The following is a 17,850-nucleotide window of genomic DNA, read 5'->3' as shown; positions in this document are numbered from 1 at the left end:
GGGGTGGCTCCATGGCGTACGGGAGGGGCGGGGGTGCGGTGGCGGTCAGGGGCGGTACGGGGCGACGCGCCCGCGGGCGAGGAGCACGTACACCAGGGCGGAGACGGCCGCGCCGAGCAGGGTGAGGTCCGCGCCACCGAGCGGGGCGACCAGGGGGCCGGTCCACAGTTCGGAGTCGCAGGTCAGGGCGGAGAAGACGAGGCCCGCGAGGAGAGCGGTGAGGCCGGCCGGGTGCCAGCCGGAGCGGTACCAGTAGGGGCCGCCGGTGTCCGCGTGCAGGCCTGCGGAGTCGTAGGCGCAGCGGCGCAGCACCATGTCGGCGAGGAAGACCCCGCCCCAGGGGGCGAAGACGATGATCAGGAGGGAGAGGAAGGAGAGGAGCGAGGTGGTGAAGTCGGTGAGGAAGAGGGCGCCGAGGGAGCCTGCGGCGGTGACGGCGGCGCTGATGACGATGGCGCGGGCGCGGCTCCAGGGGATGCCGAGGACCTGGAGGTTCAGGCTCGACGAGTAGAGCGTGATGATCGAGTTGGTGACGGAGCCGCCGAGGACCAGGGCGAGGAAGAGCGGCTGGAACCAGCCGGGCAGCAGGCCCTCGGTGCCCGCGACGGCGTCGGTCATGTCGGCCTGGGTCGCGGCCGCCGCGCCCGCGATGCCCAGGGCGACGGAGGAGAGGAAGCCGCCGAGGGCCGCGCTGCGGGTGACGGCCTTGAGGGAGGTGGTGCGGGGCAGGTAGCGGGTGTAGTCGGCGGGCATCGGGAGGTACGAGAAGGGGCCCGCGAGCACGACGACGAAGGCGAGGCTCCAGGCCTGGGCGCCGGGCGCGGCGGCGGGGGCGGAGGTGTCGGCGCCGGGCAGGACGAGGACGACCAGGACGGCGAAGCCGACGGCGAGGACGTACGCCATCCAGCGTTCGGCGAACTGGACGGTGGCGTGGCCCCAGAGGGCGACGGCGAAGGTCAGCGCGAGGGTGACGGCGAGGGACAGGGCGCGGGGGGCGTGTCCGCCGCTCCAGCCGAGGTCGGCGAGGAAGGCTTCGAGGGCGAGGGTGCCGACCACCGTGTTCACGACGGTGTAGCCGATGCTGACGATCCAGTTGAGGAGGCCGGCGGGCCAGTTGCCCCGGCGGCCGAAGGCGGCGCGGGAGACGACGAGGGTGGCGGTGCCGGTGCGCACGCCGCTGAGGCCTGCCGCGCCGATGGCGAGGAAGGCGAGGCCGCCGATCACGACGACGGCGGCGGCCTGCCCGAAGGAGAGCCCGAAGGCGACGGCGAGGGCGCCGTTGATGACGTAGGTGAAGGTGAGGTTGGAGCCGAACCAGAGCCAGAAGACGTCCTTGGCGCTGCCGTGGCGTTCGGCGTCGGGTATGGGGTCGATCCCGTGTTCCTCCACCTGGAACACCTCGTCGCGGCCCGTGGGTCGCGCGGTTCCCGTGGTCACGGTCGCCGTCTCGTGTCCGAGCACACCGCACTCCTGTCTTGAATGCCGTTCTAAGTTTTAGAACGGCATTCAAGATGTGCGAAAGGTTCCGGCCACGTCAAGACCTTCGGAGGTTGCGGTTAGGGTCGACCCGTACAGGGCGGATTCGTACAGCGCGGATCCGTGCGCGGCGGAGACGGACGGAAGAGCGGGACGGGGACGGCGGCGGTGGCAGGCACGGCACGACGGCGGGACGGACACGTCACCCAGGAGCGGATGCTGGAGGAGGCCATGGCGGCGATCGCCGAGGACGGCCTCGCCTCCCTCACCATGTCGGCGCTCGCGGAGCGGCTCGGCACGAGCGGCGGCCACATCCTGTACTACTTCGGCAGCAAGGACCTGCTGCTGCTCGCCGCCCTCCGGTGGAGCGAGGCGGCGCTCGCCGAGGAGCGCCGCGCGCTGCTCGGCCGGCGGGTCACGGCCGAGCGCAAACTGGACCTCTTCCTGAAGCTCTACCTGCCGCGCGGGCCCCGCGACCCGCGCTGGACGCTGTGGATCGAGCTCTGGGCCCGCGCGGCCGGGAACGACGCGCTGCGCGAGGCCCAGGTCGAGCTGGACCGGGGCTGGCAGGAGGACCTGGAGGCCCTGCTCGCGACGGGCGTCGCGCGGAAGCGCTTCGCCCCGCTGGACACCGCGACCCGGGCCTCCGAACTCCTCGCCCTGCTCGACGGGTTGAGCACCCGGGTGGTCCTGGGGCAGGGAGCGGAGGGCGCCCTGGAGGTGGCCCGCTCGGCGACGCGGGCCCTGGTACCCCGGTGCGCTCCCGCCGGGCGGTGACCGGGCCTCAGCCCCGGTAGGCCTCCAGGAGTCGCAGCCACGCCTCGCTCAGCGTCGGGTACGAGGGGACGGCGTGCCACAGGCGGGCGATCGGGACCTCGCCGACGACCGCGACCGTCGCCGAGTGGAGGAGTTCGCCGATCCCCGGGCCGACGAAGGTGGCGCCGACGACCACCTCGCGATCCAGGTCCACGACCATCCGCGCGTGGCCCCGGTAGCCCGGCGCGTAGAGACCGGCCCCGGCGACCTGCGTCAGGTCCAGGTCCACGGCCCGGACCCGCAGCCCGGCCCGCTCCGCCTCCGCGAGGGACAGGCCGACGGCGGCCGCCTCGGGGTCGGTGAACACCACCTGCGGCACGGCGGCGTGGTCGGCCGTGGCGGCGTACGCGCCCCAGCTCCCGGGATCCGGCAGGTCCTCCCCCTGGGCGCGGGCGGCGATGGCGGCGCCCGCGATCCGGGCCTGGTACTTGCCCTGGTGGGTCAGGAGCGCGCGGTGGTTGACGTCTCCGACGGCGTAGAGCCAGTCGGTGCCGAGGACCCGGAGGCTGTCGTCGACGTCCAGCCAGGAGCCGGGCTCCAGGCCGACCGTCTCCAGGCCGACGTCCTCGGTGCGCGGGGCCCGGCCGGTCGCGAAGAGCACCTCGTCGCCCTCGACGTGGTCGCCGCCCTCCAGGACCACGGTGACCGGGCCGGTGCCCCCGTCCCGTACCACCGCGGTGACCGTCGCGTCGCGGATGTCCGCGCCGCGCTCCCTCAGTGCCCCGGCCACGTGCTCGCCGACGAAGGGCTCCATGCGGGGCAGCAGGCCCCCGCCCCGTACGAGCATCGTCACCTTCGAGCCGAGGGCCTGCCAGGCGGTGGCCATCTCCGCGCCGACCACTCCCCCGCCCACCACGACGAGCCGCTCGGGCACCTGCTGGGAGGAGGTGGCCTCGCGGCTGGTCCAGGGGCGTGCGCCGGGCAGTCCGGGCAGCTCCGGAAGGACGGCGCGGCTGCCGGTGCAGACGGCGACCGCGTGCCGGGCGGTGAGCAGGTGGCGCTCGCCCTCGGGGCTCACGACCTCGACCCTGCGCGGTCCGGCGAGGCGGCCGTGGCCGCGCAGGACGCGGACGCCGATCGAGTCCAGCCAGTCGAGCTGGCCGTCGTCCTTCCAGTCGCCGACGACCTCGTTCCGGTGGGCGAGGACCGCCGCCGCGTCCAGGGGGCCGCCGGCCGCCTCGCGCAGACCGGGGAGCGCGCGGGCGTCGGAGCGGGCGATCCCGGGGCGGAGCAGCGCCTTGCTGGGCATACAGGCCCAGTACGAGCACTCGCCGCCGATCAGCTCGCTCTCGACGATCGCGGCGCTCAGGCCCGCCGCCCGCACCCGGTCGACGACGTTCTCGCCGACCGGTCCCGCGCCCAGTACCACCACGTCGTAGACCTGCTCGTCTTCCACCGTATGTGTCATGATCCCAGTCTGCGGGCAGGGGCCTGGAATAGTGCGGCTCGATACGCCGTTGTGCCCGGCGAGTCCCCCGGGGACCGTGAGGACACCACCAGGAGACCCCGAAAGGCAGGCAGGCATGAGCACCGTAGAGCTCACCAAGGACAACTTCGACGAGATCGTGAGTGACAACGAGTTCGTTCTGATCGACTTCTGGGCTTCGTGGTGCGGTCCCTGCCGTCAGTTCGGCCCGGTCTTCGAGGCGGCCTCCGAGCGCCACCAGGACCTCGTCTTCGCCAAGGTGGACACCGAGGCGCAGCAGGAGCTGGCGGCGGCGTTCGAGATCCAGTCGATCCCGACCCTGATGATCGTGCGCGACAAGGTGGCCGTGTTCGCGCAGCCGGGCGCGCTGCCGGAGGTCGCCCTGGAGGACCTCATCGGCCAGGCGCGGAAGCTGGACATGGACGAGGTGCGCAAGTCCGTCGCGGACGCGCAGGCCCGGGGGAACGCGCAGCCGTAGCGGACCCGCCGGGACGGCGGGGACGCGAGAGGGGTACGGGAAGGCTTCCCGTACCCCTCTCCGGCGTGTCCGGGCGGTCTCAGCGCTCCAGGACCAGCGCGAGGCCCTGGCCGACGCCGATGCAGAGCGCGGCGAGGCCCGTGCCGGAGCCGGCCGCCGCGAGCTGGTGGGCCACGGACCCGGCCAGGCGGGCGCCGGACGCGCCCAGCGGGTGGCCGATCGCGACGGCCCCGCCGCGCGGGTTCACGATCTCGGGGTCGAGTTCCGGCCACTCGGCGAGGCAGCCGAGCGCCTGGGCGGCGAAGGCCTCGTTGAGCTCGAAGGTCCGCAGGTCGGCGAAGGAGCGTCCGGCCTTCCCCAGGGCGCGGCGGACCGCCTCGACCGGGCCGAGGCCGAAGAGCTGGGGTTCGACGCCGGTGACGGCGGAGGTGCGGATGCGGGCGAGCGGCTCGCGGCCGGTCTCGCGCAGTCCGTCCTCGTCGACGAGGAGGAGGGCGGCCGCGCCGTCGTTGAGCGGGGAGGCGTTGCCCGCCGTGACGGTGCCGCCCTCGCGGCGGAAGGAGGGCTTGAGCCGGGCGAGGGCCTCCGGGGTGCTGTCCCGGATCGACTCGTCGCGGGTCAGGTCCACGTCGGGATACGGCACGACCTCGTCGTCGTACAGCCCCTTCGCCCAGGCCTCGGCGGCCTTGCGGTGGCTGGCGAGGGCGAAGGCGTCCTGCCGCTCGCGGGTGATGCCGTGCTTGTCGGCGATCAGCTCGGCGCCCTCGCCGAGGGAGACCGTCCACTCGGCGGGCATCCTCGGGTTGGTCATGCGCCAGCCGAGCGTCGTGGAGTGGAGCTGCTGGTGGCCGGCGGGGAAGGCCCGCTCGGGCTTCTGGAGGACCCAGGGGGCGCGGGACATCGACTCGACGCCGCCGGCGATCGCCACGGAGGCGTCCCCGAGCGCGATGGCGCGGGCCGCCTGGATCACGGCCTCCAGGCCGGAGCCGCAGAGGCGGTTGACGGTGACGCCGGGGACGGTGACGGGCAGCCCGGCGAGCAGGACGGCCATCCGGGCCACGTCGCGGTTGTCCTCGCCCGCGCCGTTGGCGTCGCCGAAGTAGACGTCGTCGACGCGGGCCGGGTCGAGCGCGGGCGAGCGGTCGACGAGCGCCCTCACGACATGGGCCGCGAGGTCGTCGGGGCGCACGGAGGCGAGGGCGCCCCCGAACTTCCCGATCGGGGTGCGGACGGCGTCGACGATGTAGACGTCGCGGATGCTCATCGGTTCTCTCCCACGTGACCTTCGGAACGACTCTGTTCGTCTGTTCGCCCGGCGGGACCGTTCTCGTCCGACCGGGCGCGCAGAGTCTCTGCCCGGCGGCCCGCCCTGTCAACGGACCGTTTCGGGACGTACGCGGGCGACTCGGGGCACTTCGGCGGTGGGGAGGGCGGGTCAGGGGGCGGGGCGGACCAGGGGCGTGAGGGCGTAGTCGAGTTCCCGGCCGTCGACGAGCAGCGCCTCGACCGTCCCGGTCTCGGGGTCGATGTCGGCCCTGATGCCGTGCCCCTCGTAGATCGGGTAGCCGGACTCGCCGTGGTGTCCGGTGGCCTCCACGACGGCCGAGCGGACGGCGCTGTCCGCGACGGAGGCGCCGTGGCGGTCCTCGACGTGCTCGGGCACCAGCAGGATCTCGAATCGCTTCGGAACTGTGCTCATGGGTCGACGCTAAGCGTTCGGCCGGGCGCGCGCCGGGCGACCCGCGAGGACGGCCGCCCCGCCTCGGGTCCGGTGCCGCCGCTCCTCCCCGCGGCCGTACTGTGTGGTCGGTACCGGACGTGCCGGCGGGGCACGCCGGACGTGAGGAGAAACGGAGGGGCGGCACCGTGCGTCTGCACACCACCACGTGGGGTTCCGGGGACCGGACGGCCCTGCTCGTCCACGGCATCATGGCCGACCACCGCACCTGGCGCCGGGTCGGGCCCGCGCTCGCGGAGCGCGGTTACCGGGTGGTCGCGGTGGACCTGCGGGGGCACGGGGCGAGCGGGCGGGGCGCGGGCCCGGAGGAGTACCGGCCCGAGGACTACGCCGGGGACCTCGTGGAGACCGTGCCGGACGGCCTCGAACTGGCCGTCGGCCACTCGCTGGGGGCGCTCGTGCTCGCCCGGGCGGTGGAGCGGCTCAAGCCGGCCCGCGCGGTGTACTCCGACCCGGCCTGGCAGCTGAGGCCGGGCCCCACCGGCTACCGTGCCGAACTCTTCGTACGCGGCAAGGAGCTGACCCGGGAGATGGTCCGGGGGCTCAACCCGTCCTGGTCGGAGGAGGACGTCGACGACGAGCTGGCGGCGCTACGGGTGTGGGACGAGCGGACGGCGTACGGTCTGACGCCGTCCGTGGGCACCGACCTGTGGCCGGTCCGGCCCGTCGTCCCCTCGCTCGTCACCCTCGCCGACCCGAGCCTGCTCGTCCCGCCCGGGAGCGCCCGGATGCTGGCGGAGCGCGGCTTCGAGGTCCGTACGGTGGCGAAGACCGGGCACACCGTGCACCGGGACGACTTCGACGGGTTCATGTCGGCCCTGGACGGCTGGATCTGACGTACCGTTCGGTCATGGACGACGCGTCGATGGAGACCTCGATGGTGGGACTGCTCGGCCGGGTGACCGGCACCGTCGGGCCCGGCCTCGTCGGCGAGGTGATCGTCCGGATCCGGGGCGGCGCCGAGCACTTCCTCGCCCATCCGGCCGTGCCGAAGGAGCGGATCGAGGTCGGAACGGTCGTGACCGTCATGGAACATCTCCCTCCGCGCACCGTCTATGTCACAGCCGCGTACGACGGTTGACCGAAGCGTTGAGCGGAGCCCGTCACGGGCGCACACTCCCTCTCACCGGGTCCGCTCGGCTCCGGTGAAGGGGGACCTTGCCCATGGGCATCGGCATCATGGCGGGCGTCGTCGTCGGCGCCGTCGTCGTTCTGATCGCTGTCTTCAAGATGATGTGGCGCGTCGCGGAACCCAACGAGGCGCTGATCATCTCCGGTTCCAACCACAAGAACGAGGGCCTCGGCGAGGGCATGGGGTTCCGCATCGTCACCGGGCGCGGCACCCTCGTGCTGCCCGGGGTGCAGGCGGTGCGCAAGCTCTCGCTCGACCTCAACGAGACGCAGCTGTCCGTCGAGTGCGTCACCCACCAGGGCATTCCGCTCAAGGTCCGCGGTGTGGTGATCTTCAAGGTCGGTGACGACTTCGTGTCGATCGCCAACGCCGCGCGCCGCTTCCTCGACCAGCAGAAGCTGATGAGCGAGCGGGTGCACATCGTCTTCGCCGGTCATCTCCGCGCCATCGTCGGCGGGTTGACCGTGGAGGACATGATCCGTGACCGGGAGAAGCTGACCGGGCAGGCGCGGTCGGCCTGCGGCACGGAGATGGAGAAGCTCGGGCTGATCGTCGACTCGCTCCAGATCCACGAGATCGAGGACCCGACCGGGTACATCAAGAACCTGGCCGCCCCGCACGCCGCCGCCGTCCAGCGGGACGCGCGGATCGCGCAGGCGGAGGCGAACCGGCGGGCGACCGAGGCGGAGCAGCAGGCCGCGGCGCGCATGTCGGAGGCGACCCGGGACAGCGAGATCCTCCAGGCGGGCTACCAGGCCGAGCGGGACCAGGCCTCGGCCCGGGCCCGGCAGGCCGGTCCGCTGGCCGAGGCGGCCTCGCGGCAGGAGGTCGTCGTGCAGGAGACGCGCGTCGCCGAGCTGGAGGGGCACCGCAAGGAGCAGCAGCTCCAGGCGGAGGTCCGCAAGCCGGCCGACGCGATGGCGTACGAGACCCGGACGCTGGCGGAGGCCGAGCGCGACGCCCGGATCTCGGCCGCCCAGGCCGAGGCGAAGGAGACCGAGCTGGCGAGCGCGGCGAAGGCCACGGCGACCCGGCTCACGGGCGAGGCGGAGGCGGCGGCCCAGCACGCGAAGGGCCTCGCGGTCGCCGAGGCGACACGGGCGAAGGGCCTGGCGGAGGCCGAGGCGATCAAGGCGCGGGCGGCGGCGCTCGCGGAGAACCAGGAGGCGGTGGTCGCCCAGCAACTGGCCGAGAAGTGGCCGGAGATCGTCTCCGCGGGCGCGTCCGCCTTCGGGAACGTGGACCAGATGGTGCTCCTGAACGGCGCCGACGGCATGGCGGACGTCTTCGCCAAGGCGCTCACCATGGGCGGCACCGGGCTCGGCCTGGCCCGGCAGCTGCTCGCCACGATGAGCCCGGCGGCCCGGGAGGAGCTGGGCGGGGCGGTGCCGCCGGCGCCCCGGACGGCGGAGACGGTACGGGAGCGGGTGGAGGTCACGGTCCGCGACGGGGAGGAGTAGGCCCGGGGGACGGGCCGGGTCCGCGCCTCCCCGGGCGGGCACGGCACGTACCCGGCTCTCTGCCGGGCCAGGCGCCCCGGGGACGGGCCGGGTTCGGGTCGGCCGGGTCCGGGTCGGTCGAGTACGGGTACGGGTACGGGTACGGGTACGGCCAGGGTCAGCCGGGCCCGGATCAGCCGGGTACGTGCTGGTTCAGGTGCGTTTCAGGCCGGGTACGCGCCGGGCCGGTTATGTGCCGGTGCGGGTGCGTGCCAGGCCGGGTACGGTCCGGGTCCGGGTCAGCCGCGTATATGCCGGGCCGGGTACACGCCGGGCCGGAGGCCTCGGGCGGTACGGATCGCGTCCGCTCCGGACACGATCGGGCCCGGCGCCGTGGTGGCGCCGGGCCCTTCGGTCTCGCCGCGGCCGTGACGTCGGCCGTGGTCCCCGGTCGCGGCGGGGCCGGTCCGGTCGTGGCCCAGGGTCCGCCCGGCCCTGATCCGCCGGACAGGCCCCGGCCCGCCACGGCCGGATCCGTGTCAGTTGTGGCCGAACCTGCGTTCCTTGCGGTGGCCGTGTTCCACCGCCGAGATCGGCGTCTCCCGCGCGGTGACCCGGGAGGCCTTCTCCTTCGCGGTCGCGTCGGTGCGGTGTTCGTGGCCGCCGGTGCGGGCCCCCTTGTTCACACGGGTCTGTTTCTTGCCCACGATCGTGCCTCCCGTGACGGGTTTCGGACATCGGTCCGTATCCCTTCAGCGTGGCACGCGGGCGGGGAACCCGCACGTCAGGGCGTACGGCCGAGGACCCGGGCGAAGGCGGCGAGCGTCGGCGTGCCGGAGGCGCGGTCCAGGACGGCGAAGACGACCTCCTCGAAGTGGCCGGCGAACCGGCCGTCCCCGGTGAGCAGCGCCCTGAACGCGCCCGCGACCTGCTCGGGATCGTTCCGGAAGACCCCGCAGCCCCAGGCACCGAGGACGAGCCGCCGGTATCCGGCCGCGGCGGCCGTCTCCAGGACGCGTTCGGCGCGGGAGGCGAGGGCCTCGGGCAGCCGGCCGGCGCGCTCGGGGGCGGTGCGGCGGACGACGCCCGCGTTGGGGGCGGGCGAGGTGAGGAAGCCGACCGTGAAGGGCTCGGCGAGCAGCTCGCCCCGGTCGTCGCGGAAGACCGGCACCCGGGGCGAGTGGATGACGCGGTCGGAGTAGAAGACGTCCCGGTCGGCGCGGTGGTGCTCGTAGTACTCGGGGGCCCGCAGCAGGGTGGCGTACAGGGCGGAGGACCGGCAGAGGGCCTCCTCCTGGGCCTGGGCGCCGTTGAGGTAGCCGCCGCCGGGGTTGCGGGCGGAGGCGAAGTTCAGGACGGCCACCGGGCGGGCGGGGTCGGCCGAGGTCATCCGGCGGGCGGCGGCCAGGCTGCTCTCGCCGGTGACCTCCAGGACGGGCGTGCGGTCGGTGCCGGGGGTGACGGCGACGGGGCCGGGACCGTGCAGTCGGGTTCCGGCCAGGGCTGCGGCCAGGTCGTCGGCGATCGAGACGGTCCGGCCGTCCCGGGTGAGGTAGCGGCCCTCGGCGACGATCTCCTCGGTCCGGGACGCGATGTGGCGCAGTCGTGCACTCATGGGCGCAAGGATGATCGTCTCCTTCCGCCCGGGACAACGGATTTTCGCCGGTCCGTGACCACGGCGCATGTTTCCGTGACGGCGGGGGAATCCGGACGGGCGGGTGCACGGGGGGCGCGTACGGCCCGTCCGGGGCGCTCTTGCACGGCGGTCGGTGGTGGCTTTAGGTGGAACCAGTGGCGTTCCGGGGGCTCCGTCCCCGGAAGCCTGTTTCCGGTGCGTCCGGGATCGCGCTCGCGGGACGGACCGTCCCGGGACCGGTCCCCTCAGAGGACCAGGAGGTGCACGGATGTCGCCGAGCGGCATACCGCGTGGCGGCCCCCCTCTCACCGAGGCGGAGGCGGAGGAACTGCTGCGATGTATCTGCTTCAAGACCGGCCCGCCCCGCACCGTGGGGGTGGAGCTGGAGTGGCTGGTGCACGAGTTGCGGGACCCCCGGGTGCCCGTACGGCCGCAGCGGCTCGCCGCGGCCCTCGACACCGTACGGGCGTTGCCCCTGGTGTCGGCCCTGACGTTCGAACCCGGTGGTCAGCTGGAGCTCAGCTCGCGGCCCGCCGGGTCGCTCATGGAGTGCCTGGACTCGCTCGCCGCCGACCTGCGGGCGGTGCGGGGCGCGCTCGGGCCGCTCGGCCTCGCCCTCAGCGGCTACGGGGTGGACCCCTGGCAGGCGTCGCGCGGCCGGGTGCTCCACGAGCCGCGCTACGACGCGATGGAGGCCGCGCTCGACCGGACGGGACCGGCCGGGCGGGCGATGATGTGCGAGTCGGCTTCGGTGCAGATCTGCCTCGACGCCGGGGTCGACGGGCCGGGCCCGCTGAACTACCGGCGCCGGTGGCGCCTTGCCCACCTCCTGGGCGCGGTCCTGGTGGCCGCCTTCGCGAACTCGCCGGTGCACGGCGGGCGCCGCACCGGCTGGCGCTCGACGCGGCAGTTCCTGTGGGCGGAGCTCGACCCGGTGCGGACGCTCGCGCCGCGGCGGGCGTCCGCGCCCGCCCCGGACGGGGATCCCCGGACGGAGTGGGCGGCGCACGTGCTCGACACCCCGGTGCTGTGCGTGCGGACCGACGAGGGGCCGTGGGCGGTGCCGGAGGGGCTGACCTTCCGGGAGTGGCTGCGTACGGGGCTCCCCCGTCCGGCCGACGTCGACGACCTGCGCTACCACATGACGACGCTCTTCCCGCCGGTGCGGCCGCGCGGCCATCTGGAGTTCCGGATGGTCGACGCGCAGTCGGGGCGGGACGGCTGGATGGTGCCGGCGGCCGTGACGACGGCGGTGTTCGACGACCCGGAGGCGGCGGAGACCGTGTACCGGGCGGTGAAGCCGCTCGCGGAGCGGGCCGGTGACGACCCGGCGCCGCGCAATCCGCTGTGGGTGGCGGCCGCCCGTGACGGTCTGGCCGATCCGGATCTGCACGCCGCCGCGCGGACGGTGTTCTCCGCCGCCCTGGAGGCGCTGCCCCGGATCGGGGCGAGCGAGGAGGTGCGGCGGGCGGTCGCCGCCTTCCACGAGCGGTACGTGGTTCCCGGGAGCTCCCCGGCCGACACGCCCGAGGCGGTGACGTCATGACCGCGCACGCGACCGGGACGGGCGCCGGTGCCGAGGCGCTGCGCGAGCGGGCGCTGGACGCCCTGGCGGCGGCGCGGGAGCGCACCCTCCGGCTGACCTCCTGCGTGGAGGACGACGACCTCACCGCCCAGCACTCCCCGCTGATGTCGCCGCTCGTCTGGGACCTGGCGCACATCGGCAACCAGGAGGAGCAGTGGCTGTGGCGGGCCGTCGCGGGGCGCGACGCGCTGCGGCCCGAGATCGACTCCCTCTACGACGCCTTCGAGCACCCGCGCGCCGAGCGCCCGTCGCTGCCGCTGCTCGCGCCGGGCGAGGCCCGCGCCTACGCGGCGGACGTACGGCTCCGGATCCTCGACGTGCTGGAGGGGGCGCCGTTCGAGGGGCGGCCGCTGCTCGACGCGGGTTTCGTGTTCGGCATGGTCGCCCAGCACGAACAGCAGCACGACGAGACGATGCTGATCACCCATCAGCTGCGGAAGGGGCCGCCCGTCCTGACCGCTCCCCCGCCGCCGGTCCGCCGGAGCGGTCCGCTGCCGTCCGAGGTCCTCGTCCCCGGCGGCCCGTTCACCATGGGGACCTCGGACGAGCCGTGGGCCCTCGACAACGAGCGCCCGGCGCACCGGCGGGACGTCCCCGCCTTCCACATCGACACCGTCCCGGTCACCAACGGCGCCTATCTGGCCTTCGTCGCGGACGGCGGCTACACGGACCGGCGCTGGTGGCATCCCGCCGGGTGGGCGCAGATCCGCGAGCACGGCATCGGGGCGCCGCTGTTCTGGCGCAAGGACGGCGGGCAGTGGCTGCGCCGCCGGTTCGGGGCGACCGAGCCGGTGCCGGAGGAGGAGCCGGTGCTGCACGTGAGCTGGTACGAGGCGGACGCCTACGCCCGCTGGGCGGGGCGCCGGCTGCCGACGGAGGCCGAGTGGGAGAAGGCGGCCCGGTTCGACCCGGCCACCGGCCGCTCCCGCCGCTATCCGTGGGGCGACGGGGACCCGGGGCCCGAGCACGCGAACCTCGGGCAGCGGCACCTGGGCCCGGCGGCGGCCGGAAGCTACCCGGAAGGCGCCTCGCCGCTGGGCGTGCGGCAGTTGATCGGGGACGTGTGGGAGTGGACGGCGAGCGACTTCCTGCCGTACCCGGGCTTCACGGCCTTCCCGTACAAGGAGTACTCGGAGGTGTTCTTCGGGCCGGAGCACAAGGTGCTGCGGGGCGGTTCGTTCGCGGTGGACCCGGTCGCCTGCCGGGGCACCTTCCGCAACTGGGACCTGCCGGTGCGGCGCCAGATCTTCTCCGGCTTCCGCACGGCCCGCTCCGCGGAGCTCGGCTGATGTGCCGTCATATCGCCTATGTGGGCGGGCCGGTGGCGCTCGGGGAGCTGATCGTGCGGCCGGAGCACGGACTCCTGCGCCAGTCCTGGGAGCCCCGTACGCAGACCAGCGGGGTGGTGAACGCCGACGGGTTCGGGGTCGGCTGGTACGCCGAGGGGGATCCGGTGCCCGCGCGGTACCGGCGCGCCGGGCCGATCTGGGGCGACCTCTCCTTCGCGGACCTCGCCCGGGTGGTGCGCTCCGGGGCGCTGCTCGCGGCGGTCCGGGGGGCCACGCTGCCCGGCGCCGACGGGGAGGCGGCGGCGACGCCCTTCGCCTCCGGGCGCTGGCTGTTCAGCCACAACGGCGCGGTGCCGGGCTGGCCGGACACGCTGACCCCGCTCGCCGCGACGCTGTCCGCGGGGGAGCTGCTGCGCCTGGAGGCCCGTACCGACTCGGCGCTCGTGTGGGCGCTGGTCCTGCACCGGCTGCGGGCCGGGGACGCGCCGGGCGAGGCGCTCGCCGCCACCGTGCGGGAGGTCGCGCAGGCGGCCCCCGGGTCCCGGCTGAACCTCCTCGTCACCGACGGCGACCGGATCGCCGCGACCGCCTGGGGCAACAGCCTCTGGTACCTGACGGGTCCCGGCCGGGCGGTCGTGGCCTCCGAACCGTACGACGACGATCCCCGCTGGCGGGAGGTGCCCGAGCGGACGCTCGTGACCGCCGACCGCACCGACGTCGCCCTCACCCCGCTCAAGGAGCCGCCCGCGTGAGCCCGTACCAGCTGACCCGCACCCTCGACCCGGACGCCGCCGGCGCCGATCTGCGCGCCGACGTCGTCCACGGTCTGACCCGCTCCCCCAAGGAGCTGCCGCCCAAGTGGTTCTACGACGCCCGGGGCAGCGAGCTGTTCGAGGAGATCACCCGGCTGCCCGAGTACTACCCGACGCGGGCGGAGCGGGAGATCCTGGCCGCGCGGGCGCCGGAGATCGCCGCGGAGACGGGGGCGAGGACCCTGGTGGAGCTGGGCTCGGGGTCCTCCGAGAAGACCCGGTTCCTGATCGACGCGCTGCTGCCCGGTCTGGACAGCTACGTGCCCGTGGACGTGAGCGAGTCGGCGCTGACCGGGGCGGCGGAGTCGCTGCTCGCGGAGCGGCCGGAGCTGCGGGTGCACGCCCTGGTCGCGGACTTCACCCGGGGGCTCGCGCTGCCCGGGACGCCGGGGCCGCGTCTGGTGGCCTTCCTCGGCGGCACGATCGGCAATCTGCTCCCCGAGGAGCGGCGGACCTTCCTGCGCTCGGTCCGCTCGATGCTCGCACCGGGCGACTCCCTGCTGCTCGGCACGGACCTGGTGAAGGACGAGGCGACGCTGGTGGCCGCCTACGACGACGCGGCCGGGGTGACCGGGGAGTTCAACAAGAACGTGCTGTCCGTGATCGACCGGGAGCTGGGCGCGGACGCCGATCCGGCGGACTTCGAGCACGTGGCGGTGTGGGACGCCGGGCGGGAGTGGATCGAGATGCGGCTGCGCGCCCGCCGCGCGCTCACCGTGAAGATCCCGGAGCTGGACCTCGTGGTGCCGTTCGCGGCGGGCGAGGAGCTGCGGACGGAGGTGTCCGCGAAGTTCCGTCAGGGAGGGGTGCGGGAGGAGCTGGCGGCGGCGGGCCTCGACCTGGCCCGCTGGTGGACGGACGACGGGGACAGGTTCGCGCTGTCGCTGGCGCGGGCCCGCTGAGCCGGAACCCGCCGGGCCGGGTCCCGCCGGGCCGGGTCCCGCCGGGTTGTTCCCCGTGGGGCCACGGCCCGCTGGGCGGCGGCCGCGAGGGCGCGCCGGTCCGGGTACCGGCCGCTCGGCAGGGGGTCCGCGAGGCGGACCTCGGCGGTGAGGCGCCGGGTGGTGACGACCCTCCACAGGGAGGTGCCGAGCGGGTCGTCCCCGACGTACGCGGCGGCGTCGGCGGGCCGGTAGTCGATCCGTACGGGCTGTACGGCGCAGTCCGCGTCCAGGGCGGCCTGGAAGGCGGCGGGCCGGAACCGTCCCCGTTCCCGGCCGCACCAGGTGGAGCCCTCGGGGAAGACGGCCACCCGGCCGCCGGCCGCGAGGATCCCGGCCATCGCGCGGACGGTGCCGGGCAGGGCCCGCAGCCGGTCCCGCTCGATGAAGAGGGTGCCGCCGAGCGCGGCGAGGAGGCCGAGGACCGGCCAGCGGCGCACCTCCGCCTTGGCGACCGTGCGGGCGGGCAGCACGGCCGCGAGGAGCGGGACGTCCAGCCAGGAGACGTGGTTGGCGACGACGAGGAGCGGGCCGGCGGCGGGGGTCCCCTCGTACCGGACGCGGACGCCGAAGGCGCGGACCACGGTCCGGGTCCAGAGCCGGACGAGGGCCAGCCGGGCGGCGGGCGGGAGCGGGGCGGCGGCCGGGGCGAGCAGGACGCCGAGGAGGACGGCGGCGGTGCCGGCGGTCAGCCGGGCCAGGGCCCGCGGGAGGCCGGCTCCGGAGTCGGGGCCGGTGCCGTCCGGGTGGGCGGCGCAGCGGCCCGGGGTGCAGGGCGCCGTGGGGAGCCACGGCGGGAGGGCCGTGGGGCCGTTCACCGGGCCGGGGCGAGCGACAGGAAGTGGTTGAGGTAGCGCGGGTTGGTGCGGCGCAGCGAGAGCAGGACGTAGAGGTCGGCGACGCCGAAGTCGGGGTCGTGCGCGGGGGCGCCGCAGACCCAGGCGCCGAGCCGGAGGTAGCCGCGCAGCAGCGGGGGCAGCTCGGTGCGGCCCTCGGGGCGGGCGACGCCCTCGGGGCTCCACAGGCGGTGCGGGGTGACCCAGTGCTCCTCGGGGGCGAGGTGCTTGGTCCGGACGGTGTCCCAAGTGGCGGCGGCGAGGGCGCCGCCGTCGGCGAGCGGGATCGAGCAGCATCCGGCGAGCCAGTTGTGGCCGGTCTCGGCCATGTAGCGGGCGAGTCCGGCCCAGATGAGGGCGATGACGGCGCCGTTGCGGTGGGCGGGGTGGACGCAGGAGCGGCCGACCTCGACGAGGTCGTGCCGGACGGGGGCGAGCCGGGTGAGGTCGAACTCGCCCTCGGAGTAGAGGCGCCCGGCGACGGCGGCCCGCTCGGGCGGCAGGAGCCGGTAGGTGCCGACGACCTCGCCGGTGGTCTCCTCCCGTACGAGGAGGTGGTCGCAGTACGCGTCGAAGGCGTCGGTGTCGAGGCCGGGCTCGGGACCGTCGAGCCGGGCCCCCATCTCGCCGGCGAAGACCTGGTGGCGCAGCCGCTGGGCGGCGCGCACGTCCTCCTGGTGGCGGGCGAGGCCGACGGCGTACCGGGGCGTGGGCCGCTCGGCGGCCCGGGTCCGGGGCTGGGCGGGGACGGCGAGCGTGTGCGTCGGTGCGGACATGGCGGGCGCCTCCGGCGGACGGAAGGGAAGGGGCGGGGCCGGGGCCGCTCGCGCGGTGGCCCGGCTCCTTACTTCTTCCGTGACCGGCTGGATTCGACGTGACCGTCCGGGGGCTCGCGGGTGTGCGAACGCTGAATGCTATTCGGCGAGGGTCTCGGTGATCGCCTCGGAGGCCTTGCGGGCCGCCTTGAGCGGGTCCTCGCCCTGGAGGACGGCCGTCATGTAGGGCTTGATCGGGTTGTCGCCCTCGACGTCCGCCCACTGCGGGGAGTTGGGGGTGGCCCGGCCGCGGGCGGCGCCCTGGGCCATGACGGCGGTGGCCTCCTGGCCGGCGACGACGGAGGCGAGGCTCTTCTTGTTGGGCACGTAGCCCATGGCGCGGGCGAGTTCGGTCTGCCACTTCTCGCCGGCCATCGCCTTGACGACGTCGAGGGCGGCGCCGCGCTGGGGGGCGTTCTCCGGGATGATCAGGTCGGAGCCGCCGGTGAAGACGGCGCAGGGCTGGCCGGCCTTCTTGCCGGGTATCGGGAAGTAGCCGAGCTTGTCCTTGAGCTCCGGGTTGGTCTTGAGGATGGCGGCGACGGCGCTGGGGGTGGCGATGAGCTGGGCCACGTCGCCCTTGGCGAAGACGTCGGCCTGCGGCGGGTTCTGCTCGTCGGCGTTCTTGGGGCCGGAGCCGAGGGACTGGAGGTCCTTGTAGAAGGCCATGCCGCGCTGGGCCGCCGGGCTGTCGAGGGCGCCGGTCCACTCGCCGCCCTTGTCGACGGCCAGTTCGCCGCCCTCGTCCCAGATGAAGCCGGAGAGGGTGTACCAGTCCTGTCCGGCGAGGTAGATGCCCTGGGAGCCGTTCTTGTTGAGCTTCTCGGTGTCGGCGAGCCACTGGGCGCGGGTGGCCGGCGGCTTGTCGATGCCGGCGTCCCGGAACAGGTCCTTGTTGTAGATGACGATCCGGTTGGCGGCGTACCAGGGGATGCCGTACTGGGAGCCGGAGATGCTGCCGGGCTCGGCGAGGCCGGGCAGCCAGTCCTCGCTGCCGAGGTCGCGGACCGACTCCAGGGTGAGGTCGAAGAGCTTCTCGGTGTCGGCGTACTGGGCGACCTGGGTGTTGCCGACCTCGATGACGTCGGGTCCGCCGGGGCCCTCGAGCGCCTCGGTGACCTTCTTGCCGATGCCGGTCCAGTCCTGGACGGTGAACCGGAGCTCGACGCCGTCGTGCTCCTCCTCGTAGGCCTTCTTGAAGCGCTCGACGAAGTCCTCGCTGGCGCTGTCCCGCATCAGCCAGATGTTGACGGTCTTCGTGCCCTCGCCGCCCGGGAGCATCCCGCAGCCCGAGAGGGCGAGCGCGGTGGCGGCTGCCAGGGGACAGACGAGATGTCGGTTCTTCACGTGGGTCACCTTCTGCGGTTCAGCACAGGGTCGTGCGGTATGGGGGCTGACCCGGCATGGGGGGACCGAACGGGGTGTTCGCGC

18 protein-coding genes are annotated in these 17,850 nt (G+C 74.5%); 9 read left to right on the top strand and 9 right to left on the bottom strand.

What is annotated here, in order from left to right; all coding sequences use genetic code 11:
- Nucleotides 1-45 precede the first annotated feature (45 nt).
- Nucleotides 46-1,461 (bottom strand): purine-cytosine permease family protein, encoded by a 1,416-nt coding sequence (locus ACIQVI_RS04730; protein WP_403591034.1) that lies wholly within the window; start codon nt 1,459-1,461, stop codon nt 46-48.
- 183 nt (nt 1,462-1,644) lie between these two features.
- Here ACIQVI_RS04730 and ACIQVI_RS04725 point away from each other — a divergent pair, with 183 nt between their 5' ends.
- Entirely contained in the window at nt 1,645-2,253 is a 609-nt protein-coding gene (locus tag ACIQVI_RS04725; protein ID WP_403591031.1) for a TetR/AcrR family transcriptional regulator, read from the top strand.
- A gap of 7 nt (nt 2,254-2,260) precedes the next feature.
- Here ACIQVI_RS04725 and ACIQVI_RS04720 read toward each other — a convergent pair whose 3' ends face one another.
- Nucleotides 2,261-3,700, bottom strand: a complete 1,440-nt coding sequence (locus tag ACIQVI_RS04720; RefSeq protein ID WP_351974300.1) for an NAD(P)/FAD-dependent oxidoreductase — start codon at nt 3,698-3,700, stop codon at nt 2,261-2,263.
- A gap of 115 nt (nt 3,701-3,815) precedes the next feature.
- Between ACIQVI_RS04720 and trxA the strand changes: the two genes are divergently transcribed.
- Nucleotides 3,816-4,196, top strand: a complete 381-nt coding sequence (gene trxA, locus ACIQVI_RS04715; protein ID WP_403591028.1) for a thioredoxin — start codon at nt 3,816-3,818, stop codon at nt 4,194-4,196.
- A 79-nt stretch (nt 4,197-4,275) separates the two neighbouring features.
- Here trxA and ACIQVI_RS04710 read toward each other — a convergent pair whose 3' ends face one another.
- Together ACIQVI_RS04710 and ACIQVI_RS04705 are read right to left on the bottom strand one after the other, a co-directional pair.
- A complete protein-coding gene (locus tag ACIQVI_RS04710; RefSeq protein ID WP_403591025.1) occupies nt 4,276-5,460 on the bottom strand; it encodes a thiolase family protein in 1,185 nt (394 codons plus the stop codon).
- Nucleotides 5,461-5,631: 171 nt separating this feature from the next.
- The gene (locus tag ACIQVI_RS04705; protein ID WP_381438971.1) at nt 5,632-5,895 is read right to left on the bottom strand and encodes a hypothetical protein; all 264 of its coding nucleotides are present in this window, start codon (nt 5,893-5,895) and stop codon (nt 5,632-5,634) included.
- 167 nt (nt 5,896-6,062) lie between these two features.
- Here ACIQVI_RS04705 and ACIQVI_RS04700 point away from each other — a divergent pair, with 167 nt between their 5' ends.
- From ACIQVI_RS04700 to ACIQVI_RS04690, 3 genes are all read left to right on the top strand, one after another.
- On the top strand, nt 6,063-6,770 hold the full coding sequence (locus ACIQVI_RS04700) for an alpha/beta fold hydrolase (protein WP_403591022.1): 708 nt from the start codon (nt 6,063-6,065) through the stop codon (nt 6,768-6,770).
- A gap of 14 nt (nt 6,771-6,784) precedes the next feature.
- Entirely contained in the window at nt 6,785-7,015 is a 231-nt protein-coding gene (locus ACIQVI_RS04695) for a hypothetical protein (protein ID WP_351973977.1), read from the top strand.
- A gap of 83 nt (nt 7,016-7,098) precedes the next feature.
- Nucleotides 7,099-8,526, top strand: coding sequence for an SPFH domain-containing protein (locus ACIQVI_RS04690; RefSeq protein ID WP_351973976.1), 1,428 nt, complete (start codon nt 7,099-7,101; stop codon nt 8,524-8,526).
- Between the two features lie 518 nt (nt 8,527-9,044).
- Here the strand turns inward: ACIQVI_RS04690 and ACIQVI_RS04685 are convergent.
- Together ACIQVI_RS04685 and ACIQVI_RS04680 are read right to left on the bottom strand one after the other, a co-directional pair.
- Complete coding sequence (locus ACIQVI_RS04685; RefSeq protein WP_163013778.1) at nt 9,045-9,212, bottom strand: hypothetical protein; 168 nt, start codon at nt 9,210-9,212, stop codon at nt 9,045-9,047.
- Nucleotides 9,213-9,289: 77 nt separating this feature from the next.
- Complete coding sequence (locus ACIQVI_RS04680) at nt 9,290-10,120, bottom strand: TIGR02452 family protein (RefSeq protein WP_403591017.1); 831 nt, start codon at nt 10,118-10,120, stop codon at nt 9,290-9,292.
- 289 nt (nt 10,121-10,409) lie between these two features.
- On the opposite strand from ACIQVI_RS04680, the gene egtA reads away from it, so the two are divergent.
- The 4 genes from egtA to egtD are packed head-to-tail and all read left to right on the top strand — an operon-like array spanning nt 10,410 to nt 14,729.
- Entirely contained in the window at nt 10,410-11,687 is a 1,278-nt protein-coding gene (gene egtA, locus ACIQVI_RS04675; protein ID WP_403591014.1) for an ergothioneine biosynthesis glutamate--cysteine ligase EgtA, read from the top strand.
- Nucleotides 11,684-13,015 (top strand): ergothioneine biosynthesis protein EgtB, encoded by a 1,332-nt coding sequence (gene egtB / locus ACIQVI_RS04670; protein WP_403591011.1) that lies wholly within the window; start codon nt 11,684-11,686, stop codon nt 13,013-13,015. Before egtA ends, egtB begins: the two co-directional genes overlap by 4 nt.
- The gene (gene egtC / locus ACIQVI_RS04665; RefSeq protein WP_351970572.1) at nt 13,015-13,767 is read left to right on the top strand and encodes an ergothioneine biosynthesis protein EgtC; all 753 of its coding nucleotides are present in this window, start codon (nt 13,015-13,017) and stop codon (nt 13,765-13,767) included. The genes egtB and egtC overlap by 1 nt, the downstream gene beginning before the upstream one ends.
- Nucleotides 13,764-14,729: an L-histidine N(alpha)-methyltransferase gene (egtD, locus tag ACIQVI_RS04660; RefSeq protein ID WP_403591008.1), complete on the top strand. Its 966-nt coding sequence runs from the start codon at nt 13,764-13,766 to the stop codon at nt 14,727-14,729. Before egtC ends, egtD begins: the two co-directional genes overlap by 4 nt.
- Here the strand turns inward: egtD and ACIQVI_RS04655 are convergent.
- The 3 genes from ACIQVI_RS04655 to ACIQVI_RS04645 all read right to left on the bottom strand — a co-directional run bounded on the left by ACIQVI_RS04655 (nt 14,624) and on the right by ACIQVI_RS04645 (nt 17,766).
- The gene (locus tag ACIQVI_RS04655; RefSeq protein WP_403591005.1) at nt 14,624-15,586 is read right to left on the bottom strand and encodes a lysophospholipid acyltransferase family protein; all 963 of its coding nucleotides are present in this window, start codon (nt 15,584-15,586) and stop codon (nt 14,624-14,626) included. The two genes, egtD and ACIQVI_RS04655, sit on opposite strands and share 106 nt — an antisense overlap.
- A complete protein-coding gene (locus tag ACIQVI_RS04650; RefSeq protein WP_351970569.1) occupies nt 15,583-16,380 on the bottom strand; it encodes a GNAT family N-acyltransferase in 798 nt (265 codons plus the stop codon). The genes ACIQVI_RS04655 and ACIQVI_RS04650 overlap by 4 nt, the downstream gene beginning before the upstream one ends.
- 138 nt (nt 16,381-16,518) lie before the next feature.
- Nucleotides 16,519-17,766, bottom strand: coding sequence for an extracellular solute-binding protein (locus tag ACIQVI_RS04645; protein WP_403591002.1), 1,248 nt, complete (start codon nt 17,764-17,766; stop codon nt 16,519-16,521).
- Nucleotides 17,767-17,850: the final 84 nt, after the last annotated feature.

This window comes from Streptomyces sp. NPDC098101 (genome assembly GCF_044760185.1).
In the GTDB taxonomy this organism is placed as follows: Bacteria; Actinomycetota; Actinomycetes; order Streptomycetales; family Streptomycetaceae; genus Streptomyces.
This window is presented reverse-complemented; position numbering and strand designations above follow the sequence as displayed.